The 21,713-nt window shown below is 63.1% G+C and carries 20 protein-coding genes and 3 pseudogenes; 14 read left to right on the forward strand and 9 right to left on the reverse strand.

The features are described from left to right. Positions 1–23 precede the first annotated feature (23 nt). The 3 genes from FDW83_RS09590 to FDW83_RS09600 are packed head-to-tail and all read left to right on the forward strand — an operon-like array spanning position 24 to position 3,810. On the forward strand, positions 24–1,592 hold the full coding sequence (locus tag FDW83_RS09590) for a helicase HerA domain-containing protein (RefSeq protein ID WP_240720937.1): 1,569 nt from the start codon (positions 24–26) through the stop codon (positions 1,590–1,592). Beyond that, on the forward strand, positions 1,589–3,358 hold the full coding sequence (locus FDW83_RS09595) for a type IV secretory system conjugative DNA transfer family protein (protein WP_138137827.1): 1,770 nt from the start codon (positions 1,589–1,591) through the stop codon (positions 3,356–3,358). The genes FDW83_RS09590 and FDW83_RS09595 overlap by 4 nt, the downstream gene beginning before the upstream one ends. Before the next feature lie 11 nt (positions 3,359–3,369). Next, complete coding sequence (locus FDW83_RS09600) at positions 3,370–3,810, forward strand: DUF4913 domain-containing protein (protein ID WP_138137829.1); 441 nt, start codon at positions 3,370–3,372, stop codon at positions 3,808–3,810. 86 nt (positions 3,811–3,896) lie between these two features. Here FDW83_RS09600 and FDW83_RS09605 read toward each other — a convergent pair whose 3' ends face one another. After that, complete coding sequence (locus FDW83_RS09605) at positions 3,897–4,232, reverse strand: Lsr2 family protein (RefSeq protein WP_138137831.1); 336 nt, start codon at positions 4,230–4,232, stop codon at positions 3,897–3,899. Positions 4,233–4,655: 423 nt separating this feature from the next. Between FDW83_RS09605 and FDW83_RS09610 the strand changes: the two are divergent. Beyond that, positions 4,656–5,385: pseudogene (locus tag FDW83_RS09610) on the forward strand (ABC transporter ATP-binding protein); the annotation flags it as partial. Continuing rightward, positions 5,377–5,707 (forward strand): annotated as a pseudogene (locus FDW83_RS19290) (PspA/IM30 family protein); the annotation flags it as partial. The pseudogenes FDW83_RS09610 and FDW83_RS19290, both read left to right, overlap by 9 nt. A 630-nt stretch (positions 5,708–6,337) precedes the next feature. Here FDW83_RS19290 and FDW83_RS09620 read toward each other — a convergent pair. Continuing rightward, positions 6,338–6,886 (reverse strand): hypothetical protein, encoded by a 549-nt coding sequence (locus FDW83_RS09620; RefSeq protein ID WP_138137833.1) that lies wholly within the window; start codon positions 6,884–6,886, stop codon positions 6,338–6,340. A gap of 339 nt (positions 6,887–7,225) precedes the next feature. Between FDW83_RS09620 and FDW83_RS09625 the strand changes: the two genes are divergently transcribed. After that, positions 7,226–7,570: a hypothetical protein gene (locus tag FDW83_RS09625; protein ID WP_138137835.1), complete on the forward strand. Its 345-nt coding sequence runs from the start codon at positions 7,226–7,228 to the stop codon at positions 7,568–7,570. 47 nt (positions 7,571–7,617) lie between these two features. Here FDW83_RS09625 and FDW83_RS09630 read toward each other — a convergent pair whose 3' ends face one another. Then, positions 7,618–7,887 (reverse strand): hypothetical protein, encoded by a 270-nt coding sequence (locus tag FDW83_RS09630; protein WP_138137837.1) that lies wholly within the window; start codon positions 7,885–7,887, stop codon positions 7,618–7,620. 435 nt (positions 7,888–8,322) lie between these two features. On the opposite strand from FDW83_RS09630, the gene FDW83_RS09635 reads away from it, so the two are divergent. Beyond that, positions 8,323–8,604, forward strand: a complete 282-nt coding sequence (locus tag FDW83_RS09635) for a hypothetical protein (protein WP_138137839.1) — start codon at positions 8,323–8,325, stop codon at positions 8,602–8,604. A 13-nt stretch (positions 8,605–8,617) separates the two neighbouring features. On the opposite strand, the gene FDW83_RS09640 is transcribed toward FDW83_RS09635, so the two are convergent. After that, the gene (locus tag FDW83_RS09640) at positions 8,618–9,145 is read right to left on the reverse strand and encodes a cupin domain-containing protein (RefSeq protein WP_171027518.1); all 528 of its coding nucleotides are present in this window, start codon (positions 9,143–9,145) and stop codon (positions 8,618–8,620) included. Positions 9,146–9,365: 220 nt separating this feature from the next. Here FDW83_RS09640 and FDW83_RS09645 point away from each other — a divergent pair, with 220 nt between their 5' ends. The 7 genes from FDW83_RS09645 to FDW83_RS09670 all read left to right on the forward strand — a co-directional run bounded on the left by FDW83_RS09645 (position 9,366) and on the right by FDW83_RS09670 (position 15,783). Beyond that, positions 9,366–9,581, forward strand: a complete 216-nt coding sequence (locus tag FDW83_RS09645) for a DUF4259 domain-containing protein (protein WP_171027519.1) — start codon at positions 9,366–9,368, stop codon at positions 9,579–9,581. A 227-nt stretch (positions 9,582–9,808) separates the two neighbouring features. Then, a complete protein-coding gene (locus FDW83_RS19145; RefSeq protein ID WP_171027520.1) occupies positions 9,809–9,961 on the forward strand; it encodes a hypothetical protein in 153 nt (50 codons plus the stop codon). 271 nt (positions 9,962–10,232) lie between these two features. Further along, a complete protein-coding gene (locus FDW83_RS09650; RefSeq protein WP_240720938.1) occupies positions 10,233–10,916 on the forward strand; it encodes an alpha/beta hydrolase in 684 nt (227 codons plus the stop codon). A 185-nt stretch (positions 10,917–11,101) separates the two neighbouring features. Beyond that, the gene (hxlA, locus tag FDW83_RS09655) at positions 11,102–11,740 is read left to right on the forward strand and encodes a 3-hexulose-6-phosphate synthase (RefSeq protein ID WP_138137845.1); all 639 of its coding nucleotides are present in this window, start codon (positions 11,102–11,104) and stop codon (positions 11,738–11,740) included. A gap of 190 nt (positions 11,741–11,930) precedes the next feature. After that, a complete protein-coding gene (locus FDW83_RS09660) occupies positions 11,931–13,418 on the forward strand; it encodes a glyceraldehyde-3-phosphate dehydrogenase (protein ID WP_138137847.1) in 1,488 nt (495 codons plus the stop codon). A gap of 146 nt (positions 13,419–13,564) precedes the next feature. Then, positions 13,565–14,590: an ATP-dependent 6-phosphofructokinase gene (locus tag FDW83_RS09665; protein ID WP_138137849.1), complete on the forward strand. Its 1,026-nt coding sequence runs from the start codon at positions 13,565–13,567 to the stop codon at positions 14,588–14,590. A gap of 11 nt (positions 14,591–14,601) precedes the next feature. After that, on the forward strand, positions 14,602–15,783 hold the full coding sequence (locus tag FDW83_RS09670) for a cation:proton antiporter (RefSeq protein WP_138137850.1): 1,182 nt from the start codon (positions 14,602–14,604) through the stop codon (positions 15,781–15,783). 121 nt (positions 15,784–15,904) lie between these two features. On the opposite strand, the pseudogene fbaA reads toward FDW83_RS09670, so the two are convergent. The 5 genes and pseudogenes from fbaA to tkt all read right to left on the reverse strand — a co-directional run bounded on the left by fbaA (position 15,905) and on the right by tkt (position 21,677). Next, positions 15,905–16,932: pseudogene (gene fbaA, locus FDW83_RS09675) on the reverse strand (class II fructose-bisphosphate aldolase). Positions 16,933–17,119: 187 nt separating this feature from the next. Beyond that, on the reverse strand, positions 17,120–17,593 hold the full coding sequence (locus FDW83_RS09680) for a ribose-5-phosphate isomerase (RefSeq protein WP_138137852.1): 474 nt from the start codon (positions 17,591–17,593) through the stop codon (positions 17,120–17,122). Between the two features lie 31 nt (positions 17,594–17,624). Further along, positions 17,625–18,302, reverse strand: coding sequence for a ribulose-phosphate 3-epimerase (gene rpe, locus FDW83_RS09685; protein WP_171027521.1), 678 nt, complete (start codon positions 18,300–18,302; stop codon positions 17,625–17,627). A 78-nt stretch (positions 18,303–18,380) separates the two neighbouring features. Further along, positions 18,381–19,496 carry a transaldolase gene (tal, locus tag FDW83_RS09690; RefSeq protein ID WP_138137854.1) on the reverse strand — a complete coding sequence of 372 codons (1,116 nt, stop codon included), beginning with the start codon at positions 19,494–19,496 and terminating at the stop codon, positions 18,381–18,383. Between the two features lie 24 nt (positions 19,497–19,520). Next, positions 19,521–21,677 (reverse strand): transketolase, encoded by a 2,157-nt coding sequence (gene tkt, locus FDW83_RS09695; protein WP_138137856.1) that lies wholly within the window; start codon positions 21,675–21,677, stop codon positions 19,521–19,523. Between the last annotated feature and the right edge of the window lie 36 nt (positions 21,678–21,713).

A 21,713-nucleotide genomic window follows, 5' to 3' on the forward strand; every position in this document is an offset into this window, starting at 1 on the left:
CATTTAAGGACCTACTGACGTCAATGACAGCAAAGACAGTAATGCCAGCAAAGAAGGCGCCAAAGGACAAAACCGGGAAGCAGCCGCGCGAGGCCGGCCCTGGTGCCCGCGGCTGGTCCGGACGTGGCGGCGGCATGGCCCAGCTCGTCCCGACCGTGAAGGAGTACCGGGGAACCACCGTCCAGGTTTGCGGCCTGTGGCCGTTTTCCTCCGGCGCGTCCTCGCCCATGATCGGCGTCCCGCTCGGCCGGCACGAGGAAACCCAAGCCACGGTCTGCTGCGACCCGATCAGCTGGTTCCAGCGCGCCCGCCTCATCTCCAACCCTTCAGCATTCATCCTCGGCAAACCCGGGCTCGGCAAGTCCACCCTGGTCCGGCGCATGTTCCTGGGCCTTGCCGCGCAGGGCGTCAACCCGCTCGTGCTCGGGGACCTGAAAGGTGAGCACGTCAAAGCTGTTGAGGCTTTGGGCGGGCAGGTCATCAAGCTCGGCCGCGGTGTCGGGTACTTGAACATCCTTGATCCGGGCCAGGCCGTCGAGGTCGCCCAGCTCCTGGAGGACCACGGCCGCCATGATGCCGCGACCCGGGTCCGGGCCGATGCCCACGGCCGCCGGCTGAACATGGTCGTCTCCCTCATCACCATCAGCCGGAACAGCCCACCCACCGACCAGGAACAAACGATCCTCGACCGGGCCCTGCGGGTCCTAGATGACCGGTCCGACGGCATCCCGGTCCTGAAAGACCTCCTCGACGTCATCGTCTCCGCCCCGGACGAGCTGCGGCAGGTCGCGCTGGACCGCGGCGACATGACCATCTACCTGCAGGAGACCCGGGCACTGGAAGCAACCCTGCTGGGCCTGACCGGGGGAGGGAAGCTGGGAGAAATCTTCTCCCGGCAGACCACCAGCCCGATGAAGCGGGACCGCGCTGTGGTCTTCGACGTCTCCAGCATCGACGAAACCGAAACGGATTTGCAGGCCGCCGTGCTGCTGGCGTGCTGGTCCTACGGATTCGGTACGGTCAACGTCGCCAACACCCTGGCGGACGCGGGTCTGGAGCCGCGGCGGAACTACTTCGTGGTTCTGGATGAGCTGTGGCGGGCGCTGCGGTCCGGTAAGGGCATGGTGGATCGTGTGGACGCCTTGACCCGTTTGAACAGGTCTGTGGGCGTTGGTCAGATCATGATTTCCCACACGATGTCCGATCTGCTGGCACTGCCGGCCGAAGAGGAACGAATGAAAGCCCGGGGCTTCGTTGAACGTTCCGGCATGGTGATCTGCGGCGGGCTGCCGGCTTCGGAGATGCCGCTGTTGACCTCAGCGATTCCGCTCTCCCGGCAGGAGCAGCAGAAACTCATCTCCTGGCAGGACCCACCCGCCTGGGACTCACGCGGCCTCGACGTCGAACCCCCGGGCCGGGGCAAGTTCCTGATCAAGGTCGGCGGCCGTCCCGGCATTCCCGTCCAGATCGGCCTGACCTCGATCGAGAAAAACGACGGCCTGAACGACACCGACACCCGCTGGCACGTACCGGCGAAAACGCTCATGGACCCGGCAGCACCTGCACTGCCGGCCAAAGGAGGCTCACTGTGAGCGCACCGAACCGCAAAGGAATGGGCCTTGAAGATGCCCTGCTGGTCTGGCTGGCCATCGTCGCCATCGTCGTCTTCGGCGGCGGCACCTACGCCGGCGCGCACCTCGGCTCATGGATGGCCGGCATCGCCGCACCCCCGGCCCACCCCATCGACCTGATCGCCGGACTTATAAAGGGCAATGTGCCCTGGCCAACCCAGTCCACCGTCGTGGTCTGCGGCATGGCCGGCCTGATACTGGCACTGGCAATCGTCGTACTCGTGGCCTGGCGGAAAGGCGCATCCAAACGTGCCCGGGTCGACAAGGCCGCCCGCTACTTGGGCCGCGGCAAGTCACTCGCCGCGTTCTCCGAGAAGGGTGCACAAGCCAAAGCTGAACGTCTCGGTATCGAGGACAACCCCGGGATCGTCGTCGGCAAGGTGGTCTCCACCGGCCAGAAGTTCGTTCAGTCATGGGAAGACCTCAGCCTCGACATCTGGGGACCTCGAACGGGTAAGTCCACCTCGCGGGTGATGCCCGCGATCCTGGACGCTCCCGGCGCCGTTGTCTCGACCTCTAACAAGCGTGACGTCGTGGATGGCACCCGCGGCGTCCGCGAGGCCACGGCCCCGGTGTGGGTGTTCGATCCGCAGAAGATCGCTCAGGAGGAACCGGACTGGTGGTGGAACCCGCTCTCCTACGTCACTGACGAGGAGAAGGCGTACAAGCTCACCCAACACTTCGCTGTCGGCTCGCGGGTCCCGGGGTCAAAGCCGGACGCCTACTTCGACCCCAAAGCCGAAGACATTCTCTCTTCCTACTTCCTCGCGGCCGCACTGGGGGATTTGCCGATCACGCGGGTCTATCTCTGGGTGACTGAGCAGGTCAGCCAGGAACCCATTGAGATCCTCCGGGAGCATGACTACGAGCTGCAGTACAAGGGCTTGGAGTCCACGCTGAAGCTGGCTGACAAGCAGCGCGATGGCATTTTCGGTACCGCTGAGAAGATGATCCAGTGCCTCAAGAGCCGGAACACGCTCCGCTGGGTCGCCCCGACCGGCGGCGCAAGCGTCGCCAACGAGGCCCGCCGGCAGTTCAACCCGCACGCCTTCGCTGCCTCCCAAGAGACGATTTACATCCTCTCCAAGGAAGGCGCCGCTTCCGCCGCCCCACTCACCACCGCACTGACCGTCGCCATCGCTGAAGCCATGGAAGAGCGAGCCGAACGCAGCGGCGGCCGCCTGCCCAAACCTGCCCTGTTCGCCCTCGACGAGCTCGCCAACGTCGTCCGCTGGGCCGGCCTGCCGGACCAGTTCAGCCACTACGGCTCTAAGGGCCTGATCGTCATGGGCATCCTGCAGTCCTGGTCCCAGGGCGTCGAACTCTGGGGTGAAGCGAACATGCGGAAGATCTGGTCGGCCGCGAACGTCAAGGTCTACGGCGGCGGCGTCGCCGAAGAAGGATTCCTCCGCGCCCTCTCTGACCTGATCGGGGACTACAGCTACATCAACGTCTCCGTCTCCTCCGGGAAGTCCGGGTCCAGCCGCTCACGCCAGGAGGCCAAGGAACGCATCTTCGACGTCTCCAATCTCGCCGAGCTCGACCGCGGCCGCGCCGTCATCCTCGCCTCCGGCGCACCCGCCACACTGGTCCGCACCATGCCCTGGTACACCGGTCCACACAAGGACGCTGTGGAAGCGTCCATCAAAAAGTACAGCCCGCAGCCAGAGAAAGAACCAGTACCAGCAGCAGCCGCGCCGGCAGCAAATCCATGGGTGACCGGGTAGGGGAGTAGGGCATGACAATCGAGATCGGCCGGTTCAGTGAAGCTCCCAGCCCGGACGCAGAAGAAACCGGCGCTGGGGCCGGCGAACAACAAAAACCCCCGCAGCTGGTCTACGGCTCAGCCGAAGAATTCCTGCACGAGCAGCTGCTCCCCACCTACGTCCGTGACGTTGACGGTCGCGCAGCGAAATGGTGCCTCGAATGGTACTTCCACCCGGAAGCCGTCTCCCGTGTGGAAGCGCTGTGGCGGGCCTGGGAACACCTGAGGCTCGATGGAGCCACCGGCATCAGCGTCTGGTTCAGAGACCATGCGGACCACCACATGAGCGTCCTCCTCGACCCACGCGGACCCTTCTACAAATGCGACATGCAAAAGCACCGCGACCCCGAACACCTCGAACCAAAGAAAGCCCCGGAAGGCTGGTTCCCGGACGTCCGAAATATCCCCGGATAATGCTGGGGGTAGAAGTAGCTTGCACAACAAAATCAGGGCCGAAAAGTTCAATAACTTCCGGCCCTGATTCTAATTTTTTACTGGTCTTAGTGCGCTGCTTCGTACTTCTCTACGACTTCCGCCTGAATCCGCCCACGGGTGTTCACCGGGATGCCATTCTCAGCCGCCCACATCCGCACCGCCTTGGCGTCAGGTACACCCTGGGAAGACTTAGTACTAGTACGGGCCGCCGGACGGCCTCGTCCGCCGGAGACCTTACGGCCGGCGCTAGTGAAGCGGGTCAGGGCTTCACGCAGTTCATTTGCATGTCCCTCGTTGAGATCAATTTCGTATTCACTGCCGTCAATAGCGAAAGATACCGTTTCCTTAGCTTCGGAGCCGTCAATATCATCTTCCAGCAGCACGACTGTCTTTTTTGCCATAAAACAAGACTATCAGTTTGCTGACTATGCGGTACGCCGCCCCAAACAAGCAATAACTGCCGAGCTAACACGGCCGATGACATGACGCCTCTGTTGAAATAAGTGGCAATAAGGGAAGAGAGGGCATCTCATAGCGGCACCAGAAAACCAGTAGTCCACGGTTGGGGTCGATCCGGGTTATCCACGGCTGGAAATAGGGAGCCATCGGGGCAGCTCCCTTAGCAGCGGTAGCGGTGGATAACCCATCAGGATTGTCCCCGGCTGTGGGCAGCGGAACCAACTGTCCAGACAGCCTCTGGACAATAGCGCCTGCATAATTTCCCAACTAGCCTCATGCTGCTGTTTTCTCGGCGGGTGGCAGCCATCGCCTCGTAAGCCTCCAGGCTGAGGATGCTTGCCTTAGCGAACGATTAGGCTGAGGTCATGACGTTGGGGGACGCGGCGGAGCCGCTTGTGCACATCAAAGATTTCCGGATGGATTTCGGGGAAACCTTCGGCTTCCTGGGATCGAACGGGTCCGGCAAGACCACCACGTTGCGGGCCCTGCTGGGTATCTATCAGCCCACCGCCGGGACTTTGCATATCGGCGGGAAGGATTTTGAACCACGGGACGGGGCCCTGCTCGCGTATCTGCCGGAGGAGCGTGGCCGGTATGAGAAGGAAGCGGTCCTGGACCTGATGGTTTACTTTGGCCGGCTCAAGGGCCTGTCCAAGACCGCGGCCAGGGCATGGTCGCTGGGCTACCTGGAGCGGGTCGGGCTGGCCGACAAGGCCGCGGTGCGGCTGGACAAGCTCTCCGGCGGCCAGCAGCAGAAAGTCCAGCTGGGCGTGACCACCATAAACGACCCGGAGCTCCTCATCCTGGACGAGCCAACCAAGAGGTTTGACCCGGTGAACCGGCGCCTGCTGATGGACATCATCGAGGAGCAGAAGCTGGCCGGCGCCACGGTCATCATGCACCCACCAGATGGAGGAAGTGGAGCGGCTCTGCGACCAGGTCATCCTGCTCAAGGACGGCACCGCCCGCGCCTACGGGACCGTCGCCGAGGTGCAGGAGCAATTCGGCGGCAACGTCTACCGGGTGAGTTACGAGGGGATCCTCCCCGCTTCCGGCCTCTACGACATTGTCACCGACGCCTGTGGGAAGGCCAAGGCCGGCCTGGAGCAGATGCGCGGCAAACTCGGGGAGCTGACCGCCAAACGCAACGAGCTTGTCAACCGGGCCCGCGTTGCCGCCACCCAGTTCCAGGTGCACGATGCCCTCAAGGCCTGGACGCCTGTGACCCGACGTGGGCGATCGGCCGGTACGAGGAGAAGATCCGCCGCGAGGAGGCCACCGTCCGCGGTCAATAGGAACTCGCGGCATTATCCCTGGAGGCCCAGTTCGCCTCGCTGGAGGACCTCGGCGAGCAGACCGAAGTGGAAGCCGGCTTGCCGCGCTGAAGTCCATTGGCCGGAAGGCCACCGACTCCTAAAAGACCGTTCGCGGAGGCCCTGCACCAACACGGGTCCGGGGGCCTTTGGCGCTCCTCGGGTGGGACACCAGGAATGTTCTTCGCTACGAAACTTTTTCGGGCCCGTGACACACGGCTCCTGCGTGGGTAGCTTTGACCTACTCGTGGTTGAGCAGTCAGCCGGGATGGCACTTTAAGAGAGCCCGATCTTGAACGGCACTGACTGCTCCCACTCCAAAGACACAACATTCGGTCTAACCTCATCTGGCAAAATCTTCAGGTCCTTCCACCACTGGTCTGCGGTGCCCGTATCCGACCTTCTCCGGCTACGGCACGCGCTTGGGCGCGCGCCCGCAGTGACGTCAGCGACACACGCGCTCCTCCAGCTCGTCGACGCAGAACTTGCACGCCGCTCGTCATCACTTGGCGGCATCATCCCGCCACCACCACAGGACCATCCCCCGGAAGCGGGCTAAACCCCCTGTTGCTCCAACGATGCGGCAGCAGGGAAGGCGGTCCAGGAAAGTGGGGCCGCCGCCGTGGGCCGGTGCCAGCCGTTTGGGGGACCGGCCCACGGTCGTGCATGGGGACATCACCGAGAAGGTGCCGCATGCCGGATCAGCAGCGTGCGGCATACCTTCTTGGATTCCGTCACCAGCGGTGGGCAACGTCCACTATCAGCCGGGAGCCTGACCCTGGCCCGTCCAGAGTGAAGACCCTGAAGGGCAGCCGGGCACGGACGCCCAGGCCCATGCTGGTGGAACCTTCGAAGCTTCCGGCGTAAACCACCTGACGGAAGGTCTGGTAGCCGGCCACGTTGGACAGCTCGGCCTTCGCTGCCGGGTTGTAGGTGAGGTTGCCGTTGCTGTCATACGAGGGTGCGTTCACGGTGATCTGCAGCCGTGCGTTGCCGTACACCGGGATCCTAAAGCCGGAGCCGTCCTGGATGATTTCCGGGACGTAGCCGACCGTGTAGCCCTTCACGGGGCCGTTGAGATCAACCACAAGCCGGTCGAAGCAGGGTTGCTGCCCGGTGCGGACGTTGGTGACAGATGCAGTGCTCATCCCGGGCGCGGTTTTAGCCAGGGATCCCCATTCGAGACCGCAATACGAGGTGGCAGCCGAAGCGGGCCCCGGTGCCACGATGCCCAGCCCAACGACTGCGAGGAGCGCCGTGAGCCAGAGTAGGAGTTTTTTCATTGGTGCCATCCAAGTGGGAGTGGTGCGGTTGGACAGCTCAAGATTAGGGAGTGTCAGGCACCCGAAACGACGGTTGTTGCTGCTTCTAGGCGGAACCGTAAAGAACCCACCGCCGGGTCACATGCCAGTAAATTGCAGGGCTTTTTGCCTTCGCATTTAATCGTTCCGGTGCCGTTTCTGGATCCCGCCGTTATCCGCGATAACGACGCCGGGACAGCGCCGGGCGCACCGCGGCTGGAGCCAAACCGGGAGCAACCAACAGTCAACGCCTGCACGACAGTTCCTCCTGAAGCCGGCTGTGGTCTTCCTGTGGTGAATGTCAGGTGGGACCATGCTGATATGAGTGATGATCCCGATCCCGACCCGAGAGGCCCTAGCCCGCAACAACGCAGGGACGCTGCGCCGACGACGCAGCAAATGCGAACTGTCGGCGAACGCCGGCGCGACGCAGAGCAGAAACTGAATCAACACCTCGATGAAGCCCGCCACCAAAATGAACAGTCCCCTGATGACCCTGCGCCAGCCGCCGGGAGAGCTTTTGGCGGTGAAGTGGGCGCCGCCGATATTGCCGCTATCCAGAGCGATGACAGCATCACCCCGGCAGACCGCGTCGATCTAATTGCCAATCAAGCCATTCCGGAGACGGAAAGCAAAGACATCCGGACAGACAAGGGCGACACCTGAAGTTGAAAGGCCTCGCCAGCGGATCTGACCCTATCCGGGGCAGGTCGTTAAGACTCCGGTTTCTTCTCCGCTTGGAACAGTTCGCGGAGCTGATTTCCTACAACCTGCGCTTCCTGGAAGTGCGCGCCCATGTCGCTGTCTCCGACGATTTGGGCAGCGGCTGCCCTTAGCTCGTTCTGGAGATCGAGTATTTCCGCGTGCAGTTCGGCGTTGGACCGCAGCCATGCACAGTCCTTGGACGCCACCCGGGTAAGGCCGCTAAGAATTTGCGATGCCCGGTTCATCTTTTGGGCGGTTACGTCGGTCAGTTCATTCATCAGATCCCCCCTGCTGATGTGCACGGTACCCTACCGATTCGGCGCTGTATTGGCCAATGTTTGCATTCGGGCCAACTCGTAGGCCGCGTTTCGGCTCTCAGCCAGCCCCGGTGAACCCGCCCTACGCCCGGCAAGCCCTCCGAAAGGACGAACAGCTTGAGACAACTGTGACGGGAACGCTCTTTGCAACCAGCACCGGGTTTAGCGCGGCGCCCTTGGCTGCGTGGGCAAATGGCTGAAGGGCTGCGGGATCAGCTGGGCCATGCGGGACCCACCCTGCGCACGGTTTCTACCTACTGGGGATTCCGGGCGTCGTCGCCCAGTTGCTTCCGTAGATAGCCAATCTGCACCTCCACAGCTCGTTCCTCGTCCGCGCTGACAGGAGCCGTTGCTGGCCGGTTCGTTGCGGAGACCACGGACCAGTGCGGTCTTGGTTTGAACGTTTCGGCCGCCCTCCATGAGGAGTTGGAGTATTTCAAATTGGGTTCGGCTGAGGTGGACGGCCTTGCCGTTGAGGGTGACGCGACGGGAGTCGTCCAAGCTAAGGCCGTTGTGCGAGTAGTCAAAAACTTGCTCGCGGTCCACTGGGACAGGGACAGGGAAACCACGGTCAAAATGCGGAACGGTGTCATCCTTCTCCCCAAGGGGTTCAAAGTGACGCCCCGCCAGCACCGGCGCACCACTGACAGCCTCCTTGTGATGACCCCCGGCCTCTAAGGGTTAGCGCCAGCTACACCATTCGCATCGGCCCGAAGCGCGCCTGCAACTCGGGAACCCATGTGCGGTCCAAGACCAGGCCGTACTGATGACACAACTCAATCACGTCTTGCTCGGTGGACGGACCTGGCCTCGCAAGCAGCGCACCGCACTCCTCGAAGAACCGCTCGAAGCCGCCAGGCGAGATGATTTCCACGATGAGCGCTGGCTCCGGCCCGGGGTTCCAGAACGTGTGTATAACCTGACGCGGTTTCCACACGTAAGTGCCTGCTGGTGCCTGAATTTCCTGATCGCCAACCCGGGCCCAAATGGTGCCGCTGACTACATAGGAGAACTCGTCCTCGTGCTGGTGCGTGTGCGGTTCAACGAGGACTCCCGGCTCAATGGGGTGCTCGACGACCGCGAAGTTTCCTCCGGTCTGTTCGCCGTAGACCTTGAATCGAACGCCCAAACCACCGAGGTCGACCAGCCGGCCATGCTCGGTGCTCAGAAAGTACTCATCGTCCATGCCGGACTGATACATCCCACCTTTGGCGTTCATGGAGACCATGTTCCGCCCCGCGCATGCCAGTAGGAAAGGTTGGGGTGCCCCCTCTCTTGCGCGGCGGGATAGTAGGGGGTTTGGCAGGCTTTTTCTCTTTCGGGAGCCGCAGCCCGGCACGGCATAGACGATGCGGCAAGCTGCACCGAAATGCTGCACCAGGCAACCAGGATCTGCGATATTGGTGCAACCAGACACGGGGAGGATGATCGATGGGCGCATGGGGCTACCTGCCGTTGAGAACGACGACGCACTGGACTGGCTGGACGGAGCTCAAAGGCGGCGCGCGGACGTTGTCTGCGGCACACTGGAGAAGGCACGCAACGGTTACGTAGAGGCGCCCCAGGGAAGCGTCGCCATCGCGGCCGTCTACATCACTGCGGTTGTCACGGCAACCCGGCCGGGGAGCTACCTGAGAATGTCACCGACTGGGTGACCGCCCACGGGGCCGAGATCACAGCCGAGGATGCCGAGCCCGCCCTTGAAGCAGTGGAACGGGTCGCGGGGGAGAGAAGTCTGAACTGGCCGTGCTCTGGGATGACGCCGACGGACCCGAGTGGCGTGAATCCCTCTCGAAGACCTTTCGGAGCGGCTTCGCGCAGCGCTGCGGTAGGCTCTTAGCCGCCCGGCGACTGGCGGGACCTATAGGAGAGACTGATCAATATGAGCCAGGTGGACATCAAAGGCAAAGGAACGATGGAGCTGTCTGACGGTGTCCTGCACATGCGCTGGAAGCGAGGGGCTTACATTGCCATCGACGTAGCCAGGGCCGGGATCGCTGCTATCTCCGCCCTTGCCCAGGGCGCCCGGGTGTGACCCACTCCGCGGCCGCTCGAAAGGTCTTTCCCGGACCGTCCAACATCTCGCGCATTGCGGTTCTGGGGTCCTCCCCCGTTGATCGGGCAATCAACATGTTCCGGCTGACCCTATTGCCGACCCAATACCCGATGAGGTATTTCACATCTCGGGACAAGGCAATGACGTGGCTGCGGGAGTCTTCGGGAGTGGGCGACATCCGGTAGCCGCCACAGTTATTCACTCCGGAACTCGTCTCCCAGTCTTCATCGGTTCGTTAGGGTCATTGCCTATGAGCGATAAAAGCACTGCCCGCCCGACTCATGCCCTTCAGCGCGTCATCATCGTTCACGGATACGAGGCGGCACCGGACGCCCACTGGTTCCCTTGGCTCCAAAACACCCTCGAGGGTGAGGGCGTTAGCGTCACTGCCGTCCCCCTCCCGGACCCAGACGTTCCTGAAACGACAGCATGGGAGAGCGCTGTTGGTGCAACTCTTGGAGTACCGGACGCGGGGACGGTGATAGTTGCGCATTCCCTCGGTGCAATTACTGCTCTACGCGTGCTGGCCGCCCTGCCAGAGCCGTGGGAGTTGGGCGGCATTGTCCTCGTGGCCGGCTTCATTGAGCCACTGGAGTCATTGCCGGAACTGGACCGCTACCTCTCAACTGGAGTTGACGTGGAACGCCTGGCAAAAAGCATCCGAACACGAACAGTGATCCGGTCTGAGACGGACCCGTTTGTTCCGCCCGCAGCATCGGATAATCTCGCTAGGCGCCTCAATGCACAAGTGCAGGTCCACCCGGAAGCCGGCCAGGGTGACAAAGTTTCCGGCAGTGCTCGACGTACTACGGTCTCGCTAAGGAAAGAGCGCCGCAGCAGACTGAATGTCAGATTGACATCTATGACTGCTCACCGGGCATGTGGAAGAACTGGTTTTCGACTCTATTCTGACGGTCTTTTCACCACTGCCTGACGTCAGTTTGGGGTGTGCTCCAAGCGGACATGTGGTTCGCCGCGGCCCCGGCACCTCTGGTTGGAACGGGGCGCGAACAACACTAAAAGATAGGTCGAACCATCCGGAATTGGCGTTCTTACTACCTGCTGTTGGCAGGACCATGGATGAACAGCACCCGCTGTTCCCTAATCAAGGAGCCTCTCATGAAACTCCAAGTAGCCATGGACCTTCTGTCGGTGGAAGACGCCCTCAAGCTGGCTGGCAAAGTCGCCAAGTACGTGGACATCATCGAGCTCGGAACCCCTCTGATCAAGACGGAGGGACTTTCCGTTATCACTGCAGTGAAGGAAGCCCACCCTGACAAGCTTGTTTTCGCCGACATGAAAACAATGGACGCCGGTGAACTAGAAGCTGAGATCGCTTTCGAGGCCGGCGCCGATCTGGTCACCGTACTCGGAGCCGCCGATGACTCCACGATCGCCGGGGCCGTGAAAGCAGCCAAGCTACGCAGCAAGGGCGTTGTCGTTGACCTAATCGGCGTTGAGGACAAGGTCACGCGTGCCAAGGAAGTCCGCGCCCTCGGTGCCAAGTTCGTCGAAATGCACGCCGGCCTGGACGAGCAGGCCAAGCCCGGCTTCGACCTCAACGGCCTGCTCCGGGCCGGAGTGGAGGCCGGCGTTCCTTTCTCAGTCGCCGGTGGCGTCAAGCCGAGCACCATTGATGCGGTTCAGCAAGCTGGCGCTGATGTCGCCGTGGTTGGCGCGGCTATTTATGGGGCAGCCGATCCCACGCAGGCAGCTAAGGAACTTCGTTCTGCCATAATGTGGCGGCCCGCCGCCTAGTGCACAACTTCCTAACAAATCGTAGAGGCCACTGCTTGGTCGGTTTTCGCCGGACGAGTGCGCTCTCGCTGTTACCAGTGGAACTGTTCCGGCATCCAATCGAGAAATTTTTCAGCTGTAGCTCCTACAAAACTTTGCATCTTTTAGCAGGTGTGGATTAGGCGGCTCCGCCACATGGAAAGGCAGTACGATGCGACAAATTTCAGATTCTTGGCTTGATACGTGGGTTGGCCGGGAGGCCCTCGCCGAGGCCATGATTCCGGTGATCGGCCGGCTGTACCGCGAAAACAACGTGGTGACCAGCATCCATGGCCGGAGCCTGATCAATAAGTCCACCATGAACATCCTCAAGGCGCACCGCTTCGCGCGCCGGATGAGCAAGGACGAGCTGCTGCTGGAGGAGACCGCGCCGCTGTTGAACACCCTGGCGGAGCTGGAGCTGGGTGCGGCGGCGATTGACATCGCCCGGCTGAACCAGAAGTTCAAGGAGGAGGGCAACGGCGCCACCCTCGAGGAGTTCCTGCGTTCCGAGCTCGCCGACATCGTGGGCAAGCGCGGTGCTGACGACCGCACCAGCACCGACGTCGTGCTCTACGGCTTCGGCCGGATTGGCCGGCTCCTGGCCCGCCTGCTGATCGAAAAGGCAGGCGGCGGCCACGGCCTGCGCCTGCGCGCCATCGTGGTCCGGCGCGGATCGGACAACGACCTGCTCAAGCGTGCCAGCCTGCTGCGCCGCGACTCGGTGCACGGGTCCTTCGAAGGCACTATCCGGGTGGATGAGGAAGCCAACACCATTACGGCCAACGGCGTCCGGATCCAGGTCATCTACTCGAACGACCCCGCCACCATCGACTACACCGCCTACGGGATCAAGGACGCACTGGTGGTGGACAACACCGGCCGCTGGCGCGACGCCGAGGGACTGTCCCAGCACCTGCAGAGCAAGGGCGTGGCCCGGGTGCTGCTGACCGCTCCGGGCAAGGGCGAGCTGAAGAACATCGTGCACGGCATCAACCACGGCACTATCGAGGACACGGACAAGATCGTCTCCGCAGCGTCCTGCACCACGAACGCCATCACCCCGGTCCTGAAGGCCCTCAACGACAGGTTCGGTGTGGTCCACGGCCACGTGGAGACCGTCCACTCCTTCACCAATGACCAGAACCTGATCGACAACTTCCACAAGGGCGACCGCCGCGGCCGTTCGGCTGCGCTGAACATGGTGATCACCGAGACCGGCGCGGCGAAGGCCGTGGCAAAGGCCCTGCCGGAACTGCTGGGCAAGCTCACCGGCAGCTCCATCCGGGTCCCCACCCCGGACGTTTCCCTGGCCATCCTGAACCTGAGCCTGGAAAACGGAACCACCAAGGACGAGGTCAACAACTACCTGCGCGGCATGTCCCTGCACTCGGACCTGCGCAAGCAGATCGACTACATCGATTCGCCCGAAGTTGTTTCCACCGATTTCGTCGGGTCCCGCCGTGCCGGGATCGTGGACGGCCTCGCGACCGTCTCCACGGATAAGAACCTTGTGGTCTACGTCTGGTACGACAACGAATTCGGCTACAGCTGCCAGGTCATCCGCGTCATGGAAGAAATGGCAGGCATTGACCGGCCTTCCTACCCCACGACAGACGTAGTAAAGGAAGCCATCTCGGTACTTGCCGCCCTCGGATAACTTCAACTGAACGCCCCGTGGGACACATGTCCACAACCGGCTTTAGGCAATCAGCTTGCATCCATACTCCGGCCTCCCTGAGCTTTCAAGGCCACGTGAGCTGGTGCTGGCACTGCCGGCACCTACCTACGATTTGAGCCAAAATTATGAAAATTGGAATCCTTACCAGTGGTGGCGACTGCCCCGGTTTGAACGCGGTGATCCGCGGCGCCGTCCTGAAAGGCATCGCCATCCACGGCCACGAGTTCGTCGGATTCCTCGACGGCTGGCGCGGCGTTGTTGAAGGCGACATCATCGACATCCCCCGCACCATGGTCCGCGGCATCGCGAAACAGGGCGGCACCATCCTGGGCACCTCCCGCACCAACCCGTTCGAAAACGGCGGAGGCCCCGAAGTCATCAAGGCTCACATGGACCGTCTGGGCATTGACGCGATCATCGCCATCGGCGGCGAAGGCACCCTCGCCGCCGCCAAACGCCTCACCGACGCCGGCCTCAAGATCGTCGGCGTCCCCAAAACCGTTGACAACGACCTTGACGCCACCGACTACACCTTCGGCTTCGACACCGCAGTGCAGATCGCCACCGAAGCCATTGACCGGCTCCGGACCACCGGCGAGTCCCACCACCGCTGCATGATCGCCGAAGTCATGGGCCGGCACGTCGGCTGGATCGCCCTGCACGCCGGCATGGCCGCCGGCGCCCACGCCATCCTCATCCCGGAACAAAAAGTCAGCATCGACCAGGTCACCCAGTGGGTCAAGGAAGCCCACGCCCGCGGCCGCACACCCCTGGTGGTCGTCGCCGAAGGCTTCGTCCCCGCCCACATGGAAACCGCGCACTCCGAACGCGGTCTGGACACCTTCGGCCGTCCCCGCCTCGGCGGCATCGCTGACCAGCTCGCCCCCGAACTCGAGGCCCGCACCGGCATCGAAACGCGCTCCACCATCCTTGGCCACATCCAGCGCGGCGGCGTCCCCTCCGCCTACGACCGGGTCCTGGCCACCCGTCTGGGCATGGCCGCCATCGACTCCGTGGTTGAAGGCTACTGGGGCACCATGGTGGCCCTTAAAGGCACCGACATCCAGCACGTCGGATTCCAGGAAGCCCTCGGCCAGCTCAAAACCGTCCCGGTGAAGCGGTACGGCGAAGCCGCAGCTTTGTTTGGATGAGGTGATCGCGTATGGTTCCGGTGCCCCTGATCCTCGTTGAACTGGGAGGTGTTGTATTCTGCCTCGGCCTCTTGGCCCGGCTGGCCAACCGCGTCGGAATGTCACCTATCCCGCTGTACCTGCTGGGCGGACTTGCCTTCGGTGTTGGTGGCATAGTGAAGCTAGAAGGGATGCACGAGTTCGCCCACCTTTCGGGGGAAATCGGCGTCATTCTGCTGTTGCTGATGCTCGGCTTGGAGTATACGGCGGCAGAACTCTTCAGAGGGCTGCGGCAGTCGTGGCAGGCCGGGGTGCTGGACCTTGTCTTGAACTTCCTCCCGGGTGCCACAATGGCGTTCTTTCTAGGCTGGGGTACCGTCGGGGCGCTGGTGTTGGGTGGGGTGACTTACATCTCCTCTTCAGGCATTGCGGCAAAGATCATCGCTGATATGGGTGCGTTCGGTAACCGCGAAACACCCGTGGTGCTGTCTCTCTTGGTGTTCGAGGACATGGCCATGGCCGTTTACCTTCCTCTCCTCACAGCTACCCTCGCAGGTGCCAGTTTCCTGGGTGGGCTCACTGCTGTAGGTGTCGCCCTGGCGGTTATGACCTTGGTGTTCGTTGTGGCCTTGCGGCATGGGCGCCACGTCTCCTTGGCGGTTCATAGCGAAAACTCCGAGGTGTTCCTGCTGACGGTTTTGGGTGCTGCAGTACTGGTGGCGGGCCTGGCATCAGCCTTGCAGATTTCCGCTGCTGTGGGTGCCTTCATGCTGGGCATCGCCATCTCAGGTGCAACGGCCCGTAATGCCACCCGGATCCTCGAGCCATTGCGTGACCTCTTCGCCGCAATCTTCTTCGTGGCGTTTGGACTTAATATTGACCCGTCGTCTATTCCCCCAGTCCTGGGTTGGGCAGTGCTGCTGTCGATCGTCACGGCCGCGAGCAAAATGGTGACAGGGTTTTGGGCCACGAAGCGGATGGGCATCGCTTTACCGGGACGTTTACGCGCTGGAGCTACTCTCATAGCCCGCGGAGAGTTCTCGGTAGTCATCGCCGGGTTGGCCGTGTCTTCGGGGGCAGTGCCGGATAAGCTCGCTGCCTTGGCCACCGCTTATGTTTTGATCATGGCAGCGGTCGGCCCCCTGGCCGGACGATCCATCGAGTTCTTCCTGAGATTTGTGCCAGAAAATAAATCTGTCCGGACAGAAGGCTAAGTTCCGATGCCACCTTGCGGACCCACTTATGACGGCCAACCCGCAACCCCTAAGTTCTCAAGTCCCGGGCAGGCAGCGTGGGCTCGGGACCCATGAGGTTTTTGCGGAACTCGTCCGACATCTAGAAGGTCTTTCCGGCCGAGCCGAGCTGCTTGGTGGCTTCCACTACGCGGGCTGCCAGCCCGGCTTCGGCGGAGGCGCCCCAGACGCGGGGGTCGTAGGTCTTCTTGTTGCCTACTTCGCCGTCGACCTTCAGGACGCCGTCGTAGTTCTTGAACATGTGGTCGGCCGCCGGGCGCGTGTAGGCGTACTGGGTGTCGGTGTCGATGTTCATCTTGATGGTGCCGTAGGAGACGGCGTCGGCGATTTCCTGGTCCGAGGAGCCGGAGCCGCCGTGGAACACCAGGTCGAACGGGTTTTCCTTGCCGATCCTGGCTCCCACCTGGGCCTGGATGTCCTTCAGGATCTCCGGGCGGAGCTTCACGCCGCCGGGCTTGTACACGCCGTGGAAGTTGCCGAAGGTCAGGGCAGTGATGTAGCGGCCGTTCTCGCCGGCGCCGAGGGCCTCGACGGTGGCCAGGGCGTCTTCAACGGTGGTGTACAGCTTTTCGTTGATTTCGTTCTCAACGCCGTCCTCTTCGCCGCCCACGGTGCCGATCTCAACCTCGAGGATCATCTTGGCGGCAGCGGTGCGCTCCAGCAGTTCGCGGGCGATGCGCAGGTTCTCCTGCAGGGTCTCCGCGGAACCGTCCCACATGTGGGAGTTTTGGGAGTTGAACAGCGGGTTGCGGCCGGCCTTGACCTCAGCCTCGGAAGCGGCCAGCAGCGGCAGGACAAAACCGTCCAGCTTGTCCTTGGGGCAGTGGTCGGTGTGCAGGGCGATGTTCACGCCGTAGTTCTTGGCCACCTCGCGGGCGAAGGCTGCAAAGCCCAGGGAACCGGCAACCATGTCCTTGGTGGAGGCGCCGGACCAGTAGGCGGCACCGCCGGTGGAAACCTGGACGATGCCGTCGGACTCAGCCTCGGCGAAACCGCGCAGTGCGGCGTTCAAGTCTGCGAGGAAGTCACGTTCACGGCCGGGTAAGCGAAGCCGCCTGCCTTCGCGCGGTCGATCATTTCGGAGTAGATCTCTGGGGTTGCAATGGGCATGCTGACTCCTATGCTGAGTTTCGCCGGGGAACTCCTATTGCTTGTGCAAGGCCGTGCACGTCATCAAAAAGCGCCGGGCCGGGCGATATGCCCCAGCCCGACGCCGCCGTACACCGGCTCCGTGCCGTGACCACTGCGGGTACGGCGCGGACAGCAAGCTCCTCCGGTCAGTGGTTTTGGGGATCGCCTATTCGATGATCTCGCCGGTGGTTTCGAATGTGGTGATTTTGCCGATGCGGCGTTCGTGGCGTTCGGCGTTGGTGAATGGTTCTGCCAGGAATGCCTTCACCAGTTCGGTGGCCTCCTCGGCGCTGTGCTGCCGGCCGCCGAGGGCTACGACGTTAGCGTCGTTGTGTTGGCGGGCCAGCTTGGCCGTGTCCAGGTTCCAGGCAAGGGCCGCGCGGACGCCTTTGACCTTGTTCGCGGCGATCTGTTCACCGTTGCCGGAGCCGCCCAGCACGATCCCGAGTGCGTCCACGCCCGCGGCCTGATCGGCCACGACGGCCGTGGCGGCGTTGATGCAGAATGCAGGGTAGTCGTCCTCGGCGTCGTAGACGGCCGGCCCGTGGTCCACCATTTCGTAGCCGCTGGCTGAGAGCGCGGTGATGAGGTGGGAGCTGAGCTCCATGCCGGCGTGGTCGGTTGCGATGTGAACGCGCATAGGTGGTCCTTATTTTGACGTGGTCGGGTTGCTAGGCGAAGGCGAGTTGGCCGTTCGTTCGCAGTGATTCGATGGCGTCTGCCGGTGAGGGTTTGCCGTACACGGCAGAGCCGGCGACGAAGACGTTGGCCCCGGCTTCAGCGGCGCGGATGATGGTTTTTTCCGTGATGCCGCCGTCGACCTGGATCGCTACGTTCACTCCGGAACCGTCGACGGCGGCGCGGGCGCGGCGGATCTTGGGCAGCATCACGTCCAGGAAGGCTTGGCCGCCAAAGCCCGGCTCGACAGTCATGATCAGCAGCATGTCCAGTTCGGGCAGCATGTCCAGGTATGGTTCCACCGGGGTGGCGGGGCGCAGGGCCATGCCGGCTTTGGAGCCGCGGGCCCGGAGCTCGCGGGCAAGTTTGATCGGGGCGATTGATGCTTCTACGTGGAAGGTGACCGAAGCCAGCCCGGCGTCAGCGAACTTGGGTGCCCAGGTATCGGCATTGGAGATCATCAGGTGGGCGTCCAGCGGCACGGGACTGACCTTCTGGATCCGTTCCACGACGGGCAGGCCGATGGTCAGGTTCGGGACGAAGTGGTTATCCATGACGTCCACGTGCACGGCGTCGGCGTTGCTGATCCGCGCCAGGTCTGCTTCGAGGTTGACGAAGTCGGCCGACAGGATGCTGGGATTGATACAGCAATTCAGGGGTGGCTTGGACACAGTGTCCGCCTTTCTGGGCTTTGCGGCCACTGCACGGGACCCAAAAGGGGGTCCCGTGCAGTGGCCGCACTCAATGGGTCAGGATGCCTTCGCGGCGGTGGCGAGGGCGCCTTCGACGTCGGCCAGCAGTTCCTTCCAGCTGGCCACGAACTTCTCCAGGCCTTCGGATTCCAGGAGTGCGACGACCTCGTTGTAGGAGACGCCTAGGCCTTCGAGCGCGTTGAGCACCTGTTGAGCTTCCCCGTACGTACCGCTGATCGTGTCACCGGTAACCACTCCATGGTCGAAGGTGGCGTCCAGCGTCTTCTCCGGCATGGTGTTCACCACGTCGGGGGCGACGAGTTCGGTGACGTAGAGGGTGTCCGGGTAGGCGGGGTCTTTCACGCCGGTGGAGGCCCACAGCGGCCGCTGGGGACGGGCGCCGGCTTTGGCCAGGACTGCCCAGCGCTCGGTGGAGAAGAGTTCCTCGTAGACCTGGTAGGCAAGCCGGGCGTTGGCGACGCCGGCTTTGCCTTTGAGAGCCTTGGCTTCGTCGGTGCCGATCGCGTCCAGCCGCTTGTCGATCTCGGTGTCCACACGGGAGACGAAGAACGAGGCCACGGAGTGGATCCTGGAGAGATCGTGGCCGTTCTCCTTGGCCTGCTTGAGGCCGGCCTGGAAGGCGTTGATGACTGCCCGGTAACGTTCCAGGGAGAAGATCAGGGTCACGTTGACGCTGATGCCCTCGGCCAGGACGGCCGTGATCGCCTCAAGGCCCTCGAGGGTGGCGGGGATCTTGATCAGGACGTTGTCCTTGTCCACCTTCTTGAACAGCTGCTTGGCCTCGGCGATGGTGCCGGCGGTGTCCCAGGCAAGGCGGGGGTCCACTTCGATGGACACCCGGCCGTCAACACCGTTGGTGGCAGCCGCGATCGGGGCGAAGAGGTCGCAGGCGTCGGCGACGTCGGTGGTGGTGATCTCGAAGATCGTCTCCTCCACGCTGGCGCCCCGGGCGGCAAGCCCGGCGATAGCAGCGTCGTAGTCGGTGCCGGACGTGATGGCGGCCTGGAAGATGGACGGGTTGGTGGTCACACCGACCACGTTCTTCTGGTCGATGAGCCTTTGCAGCCCGCCGCTGGAGAGCCGGCCACGGGAGAGGTCGTCCAGCCAGATGGAAAGACCGGCGTCGGAGAGCTGTTGGGTGGGAGTAGTCATAGTCGTTATCTCCTGATTTGGTCGTTAGGCCTGGAGGGCGGCGAGGGAGTCCTTGGCGGCCGCGGCCACTGCTTCCGCCGTGATGCCGAACTCCTGGAAGAGGCGCTTGTAGTCGGCCGAAGCACCGTAGTGCTCAAGGCTGACGGAGCGGCCGGCGTCACCGACGAATTCCTTCCAGCCCAGGGCAAGTCCTGCTTCAACGGACACGCGGGCCTTGACGGCGGCCGGCAGGACGGCTTCGCGGTAGGCGGCGTCCTGCTTGTTGAACCACTCAACACAGGGCATGGACACCACACGGGCGGCGATGCCTTCGGCCTGCAGCGCTTCGCGGGCCTGCACGGCCAGCTGGACTTCCGAGCCGGTAGCGATCAGGATCACATCAGACGGGACAGTGGCCCCGTCCTTGGCGGCCTCGGCCAGTACATACCCGCCCCGGGCAACACTGGCCGGGGAAGCGAAGGTGTCCCCCTCGGCTGCCCCTTCACCGCGGGCGAAGGTAGGAACGTTCTGGCGGGTCAGCACAATGCCTGCCGGGTTCTCATGGTTCTCCAGGATGGTCTTCCACGCGATGCCCACCTCATTCGCGTCGGCCGGGCGAACAACGTCCAGGCCCACGATGGCGCGCAGGGTGGCGAGCTGCTCCACCGGCTGGTGGGTGGGCCCGTCCTCGCCCAGACCGATCGAATCGTGCGACCACACATAAATGGAGGGCACGCCCATCAGAGCGGAGAGCCGGATAGCAGGCTTCTGGTAGTCACTGAAGATCAGGAACGTGCCGGAGAACGCCCGGGTCCTGCCGTGCAGGCTGATGCCGTTCACGATCGAGGCCGCCGCGTGCTCGCGGATGCCGAAGTGCAGCACCCGGCCGTACGGGTTGCCCTTCCACGCCTCCGTCGACCGGGAGGCCGGGATGAAGGACGGGGAACCTTCGATGGTGGTGTTGTTCGACTCGGCCAGGTCCGCCGAGCCGCCCCACAGCTCAGGCATGACCGGGCCAATCGCGTTCAGGACCTTGCCGGACGCGGCGCGGGTGGAGACATCCTTGCCGGCTTCGAAGACCGGCAGGGCGGCGTCGATTTCGGCGGGCAGCCGGCGGGCTTCAACGCGCTCCAGGAGGGCGGCACCCTCGGGGTTGGCTACCTGCCAGGCATTGAAGGACTCTTCCCACTCCTGCCGGGCGGCCGCGCCCCGGTCCACGACCTGGCGGGCGTGGGCGAGAACGTCAGGGTCAACCTCGAAGGACTTGGCCGGGTCAAAACCCAGGACTTCCTTCAGTGCTGCGACTTCCTCGGCGCCGAGCGCGGAACCGTGGATCTTGCCGGTGTTCTGCTTCTTCGGAGCCGGGTAGCCGATGATGGTGCGCAGCGAGATGATGGAAGGCCTGGACGTTTCGGCCTTGGCCGCCAGCAGTGCCGAGTACAACTGCTGGACATCTTCGATGTATTCACCGGTTTCGGTCCAGTCCACCCGCTGGGTGTGCCAGCCGTAGGCCTCGTAGCGCTTCAGGACGTCTTCGGTGAAGGCGATGTCGGTGTCATCCTCGATGGAGATGTGGTTCTCATCGTAGACAACAACAAGGTTGCCCAATTCCTGGTGCCCCGCCAGCGAGGAAGCCTCGGACGTGACGCCTTCCTGGATGTCGCCGTCGGACGCGATGACCCAGATGGTGTGGTCAAACGGGCTGGTGCCCGGCGCGGCGTCGGCGTCGAACAGACCGCGCTGGCGGCGCTGCGAGTAGGCAAAGCCCACTGAGGAGGCCAGGCCCTGACCCAGCGGCCCGGTGGTGATTTCGACGCCGGGAGTGTGCTTGTACTCGGGGTGGCCGGGAGTGAGCGCACCCCAGGTGCGCAGCGCCTGCAGGTCCTCCAGCTCCAGGCCATAGCCGGAGAGGAACAGCTGGCTGTACAGTGTCAGCGACGAGTGCCCCGGGGACAGGATAAACCGGTCGCGACCGATCCAGTCCGGGTCGCGGGGGTCGTGGCGCATCAGCTTCTGGAACAGCAGGTACGCAGCCGGAGCGAGGCTCATCGCGGTGCCGGGGTGGCCGTTGCCGACCTTCTCCACCGCGTCCGCGGCCAAAACCCGGAGTGTGTCCACTGCCCGCTGGTCCTCGGACGTCCAGTCCAGTACCGCAGTATCAGGATCCAACGAGGTACGCACTGCATTTGCTGTCGGATTCATAATTAATCCCCTTTGATTGGTGATCAGCCAAAATAT

The organism is Pseudarthrobacter sp. NamE2, assembly GCF_005796205.1.
Classification (GTDB): domain Bacteria; phylum Actinomycetota; class Actinomycetes; order Actinomycetales; family Micrococcaceae; genus Arthrobacter.

Excerpts from the sequence above, each read along its gene's own strand:
- FDW83_RS09660 (WP_138137847.1), top strand. The coding sequence starts at position 11,931 with ATGCGACAAATTTCAGATTCTTGGCTTGATACGTGGGTTGGCCGGGAG.
- FDW83_RS09600 (WP_138137829.1), top strand. The coding sequence starts at position 3,370 with ATGACAATCGAGATCGGCCGGTTCAGTGAAGCTCCCAGCCCGGACGCA.
- FDW83_RS09640 (WP_171027518.1), bottom strand. The coding sequence starts at position 9,145 with ATGAACGCCAAAGGTGGGATGTATCAGTCCGGCATGGACGATGAGTAC.
- FDW83_RS09590 (WP_240720937.1), top strand. The coding sequence starts at position 24 with ATGACAGCAAAGACAGTAATGCCAGCAAAGAAGGCGCCAAAGGACAAA.
- FDW83_RS19145 (WP_171027520.1), top strand. The coding sequence starts at position 9,809 with ATGAGCCAGGTGGACATCAAAGGCAAAGGAACGATGGAGCTGTCTGAC.
- FDW83_RS09605 (WP_138137831.1), bottom strand. The coding sequence starts at position 4,232 with ATGGCAAAAAAGACAGTCGTGCTGCTGGAAGATGATATTGACGGCTCC.
- FDW83_RS09680 (WP_138137852.1), bottom strand. The coding sequence starts at position 17,593 with ATGCGCGTTCACATCGCAACCGACCACGCCGGCATGGAGCTCAGCTCC.
- hxlA (WP_138137845.1), top strand. The coding sequence starts at position 11,102 with ATGAAACTCCAAGTAGCCATGGACCTTCTGTCGGTGGAAGACGCCCTC.
- FDW83_RS09665 (WP_138137849.1), top strand. The coding sequence starts at position 13,565 with ATGAAAATTGGAATCCTTACCAGTGGTGGCGACTGCCCCGGTTTGAAC.
- tal (WP_138137854.1), bottom strand. The coding sequence starts at position 19,496 with ATGACTACTCCCACCCAACAGCTCTCCGACGCCGGTCTTTCCATCTGG.
- FDW83_RS09650 (WP_240720938.1), top strand. The coding sequence starts at position 10,233 with ATGAGCGATAAAAGCACTGCCCGCCCGACTCATGCCCTTCAGCGCGTC.
- tkt (WP_138137856.1), bottom strand. The coding sequence starts at position 21,677 with ATGAATCCGACAGCAAATGCAGTGCGTACCTCGTTGGATCCTGATACT.
- FDW83_RS09630 (WP_138137837.1), bottom strand. The coding sequence starts at position 7,887 with ATGAATGAACTGACCGACGTAACCGCCCAAAAGATGAACCGGGCATCG.
- FDW83_RS09670 (WP_138137850.1), top strand. The coding sequence starts at position 14,602 with ATGGTTCCGGTGCCCCTGATCCTCGTTGAACTGGGAGGTGTTGTATTC.
- FDW83_RS09620 (WP_138137833.1), bottom strand. The coding sequence starts at position 6,886 with ATGAAAAAACTCCTACTCTGGCTCACGGCGCTCCTCGCAGTCGTTGGG.
- FDW83_RS09625 (WP_138137835.1), top strand. The coding sequence starts at position 7,226 with ATGAGTGATGATCCCGATCCCGACCCGAGAGGCCCTAGCCCGCAACAA.
- FDW83_RS09645 (WP_171027519.1), top strand. The coding sequence starts at position 9,366 with ATGGGGCTACCTGCCGTTGAGAACGACGACGCACTGGACTGGCTGGAC.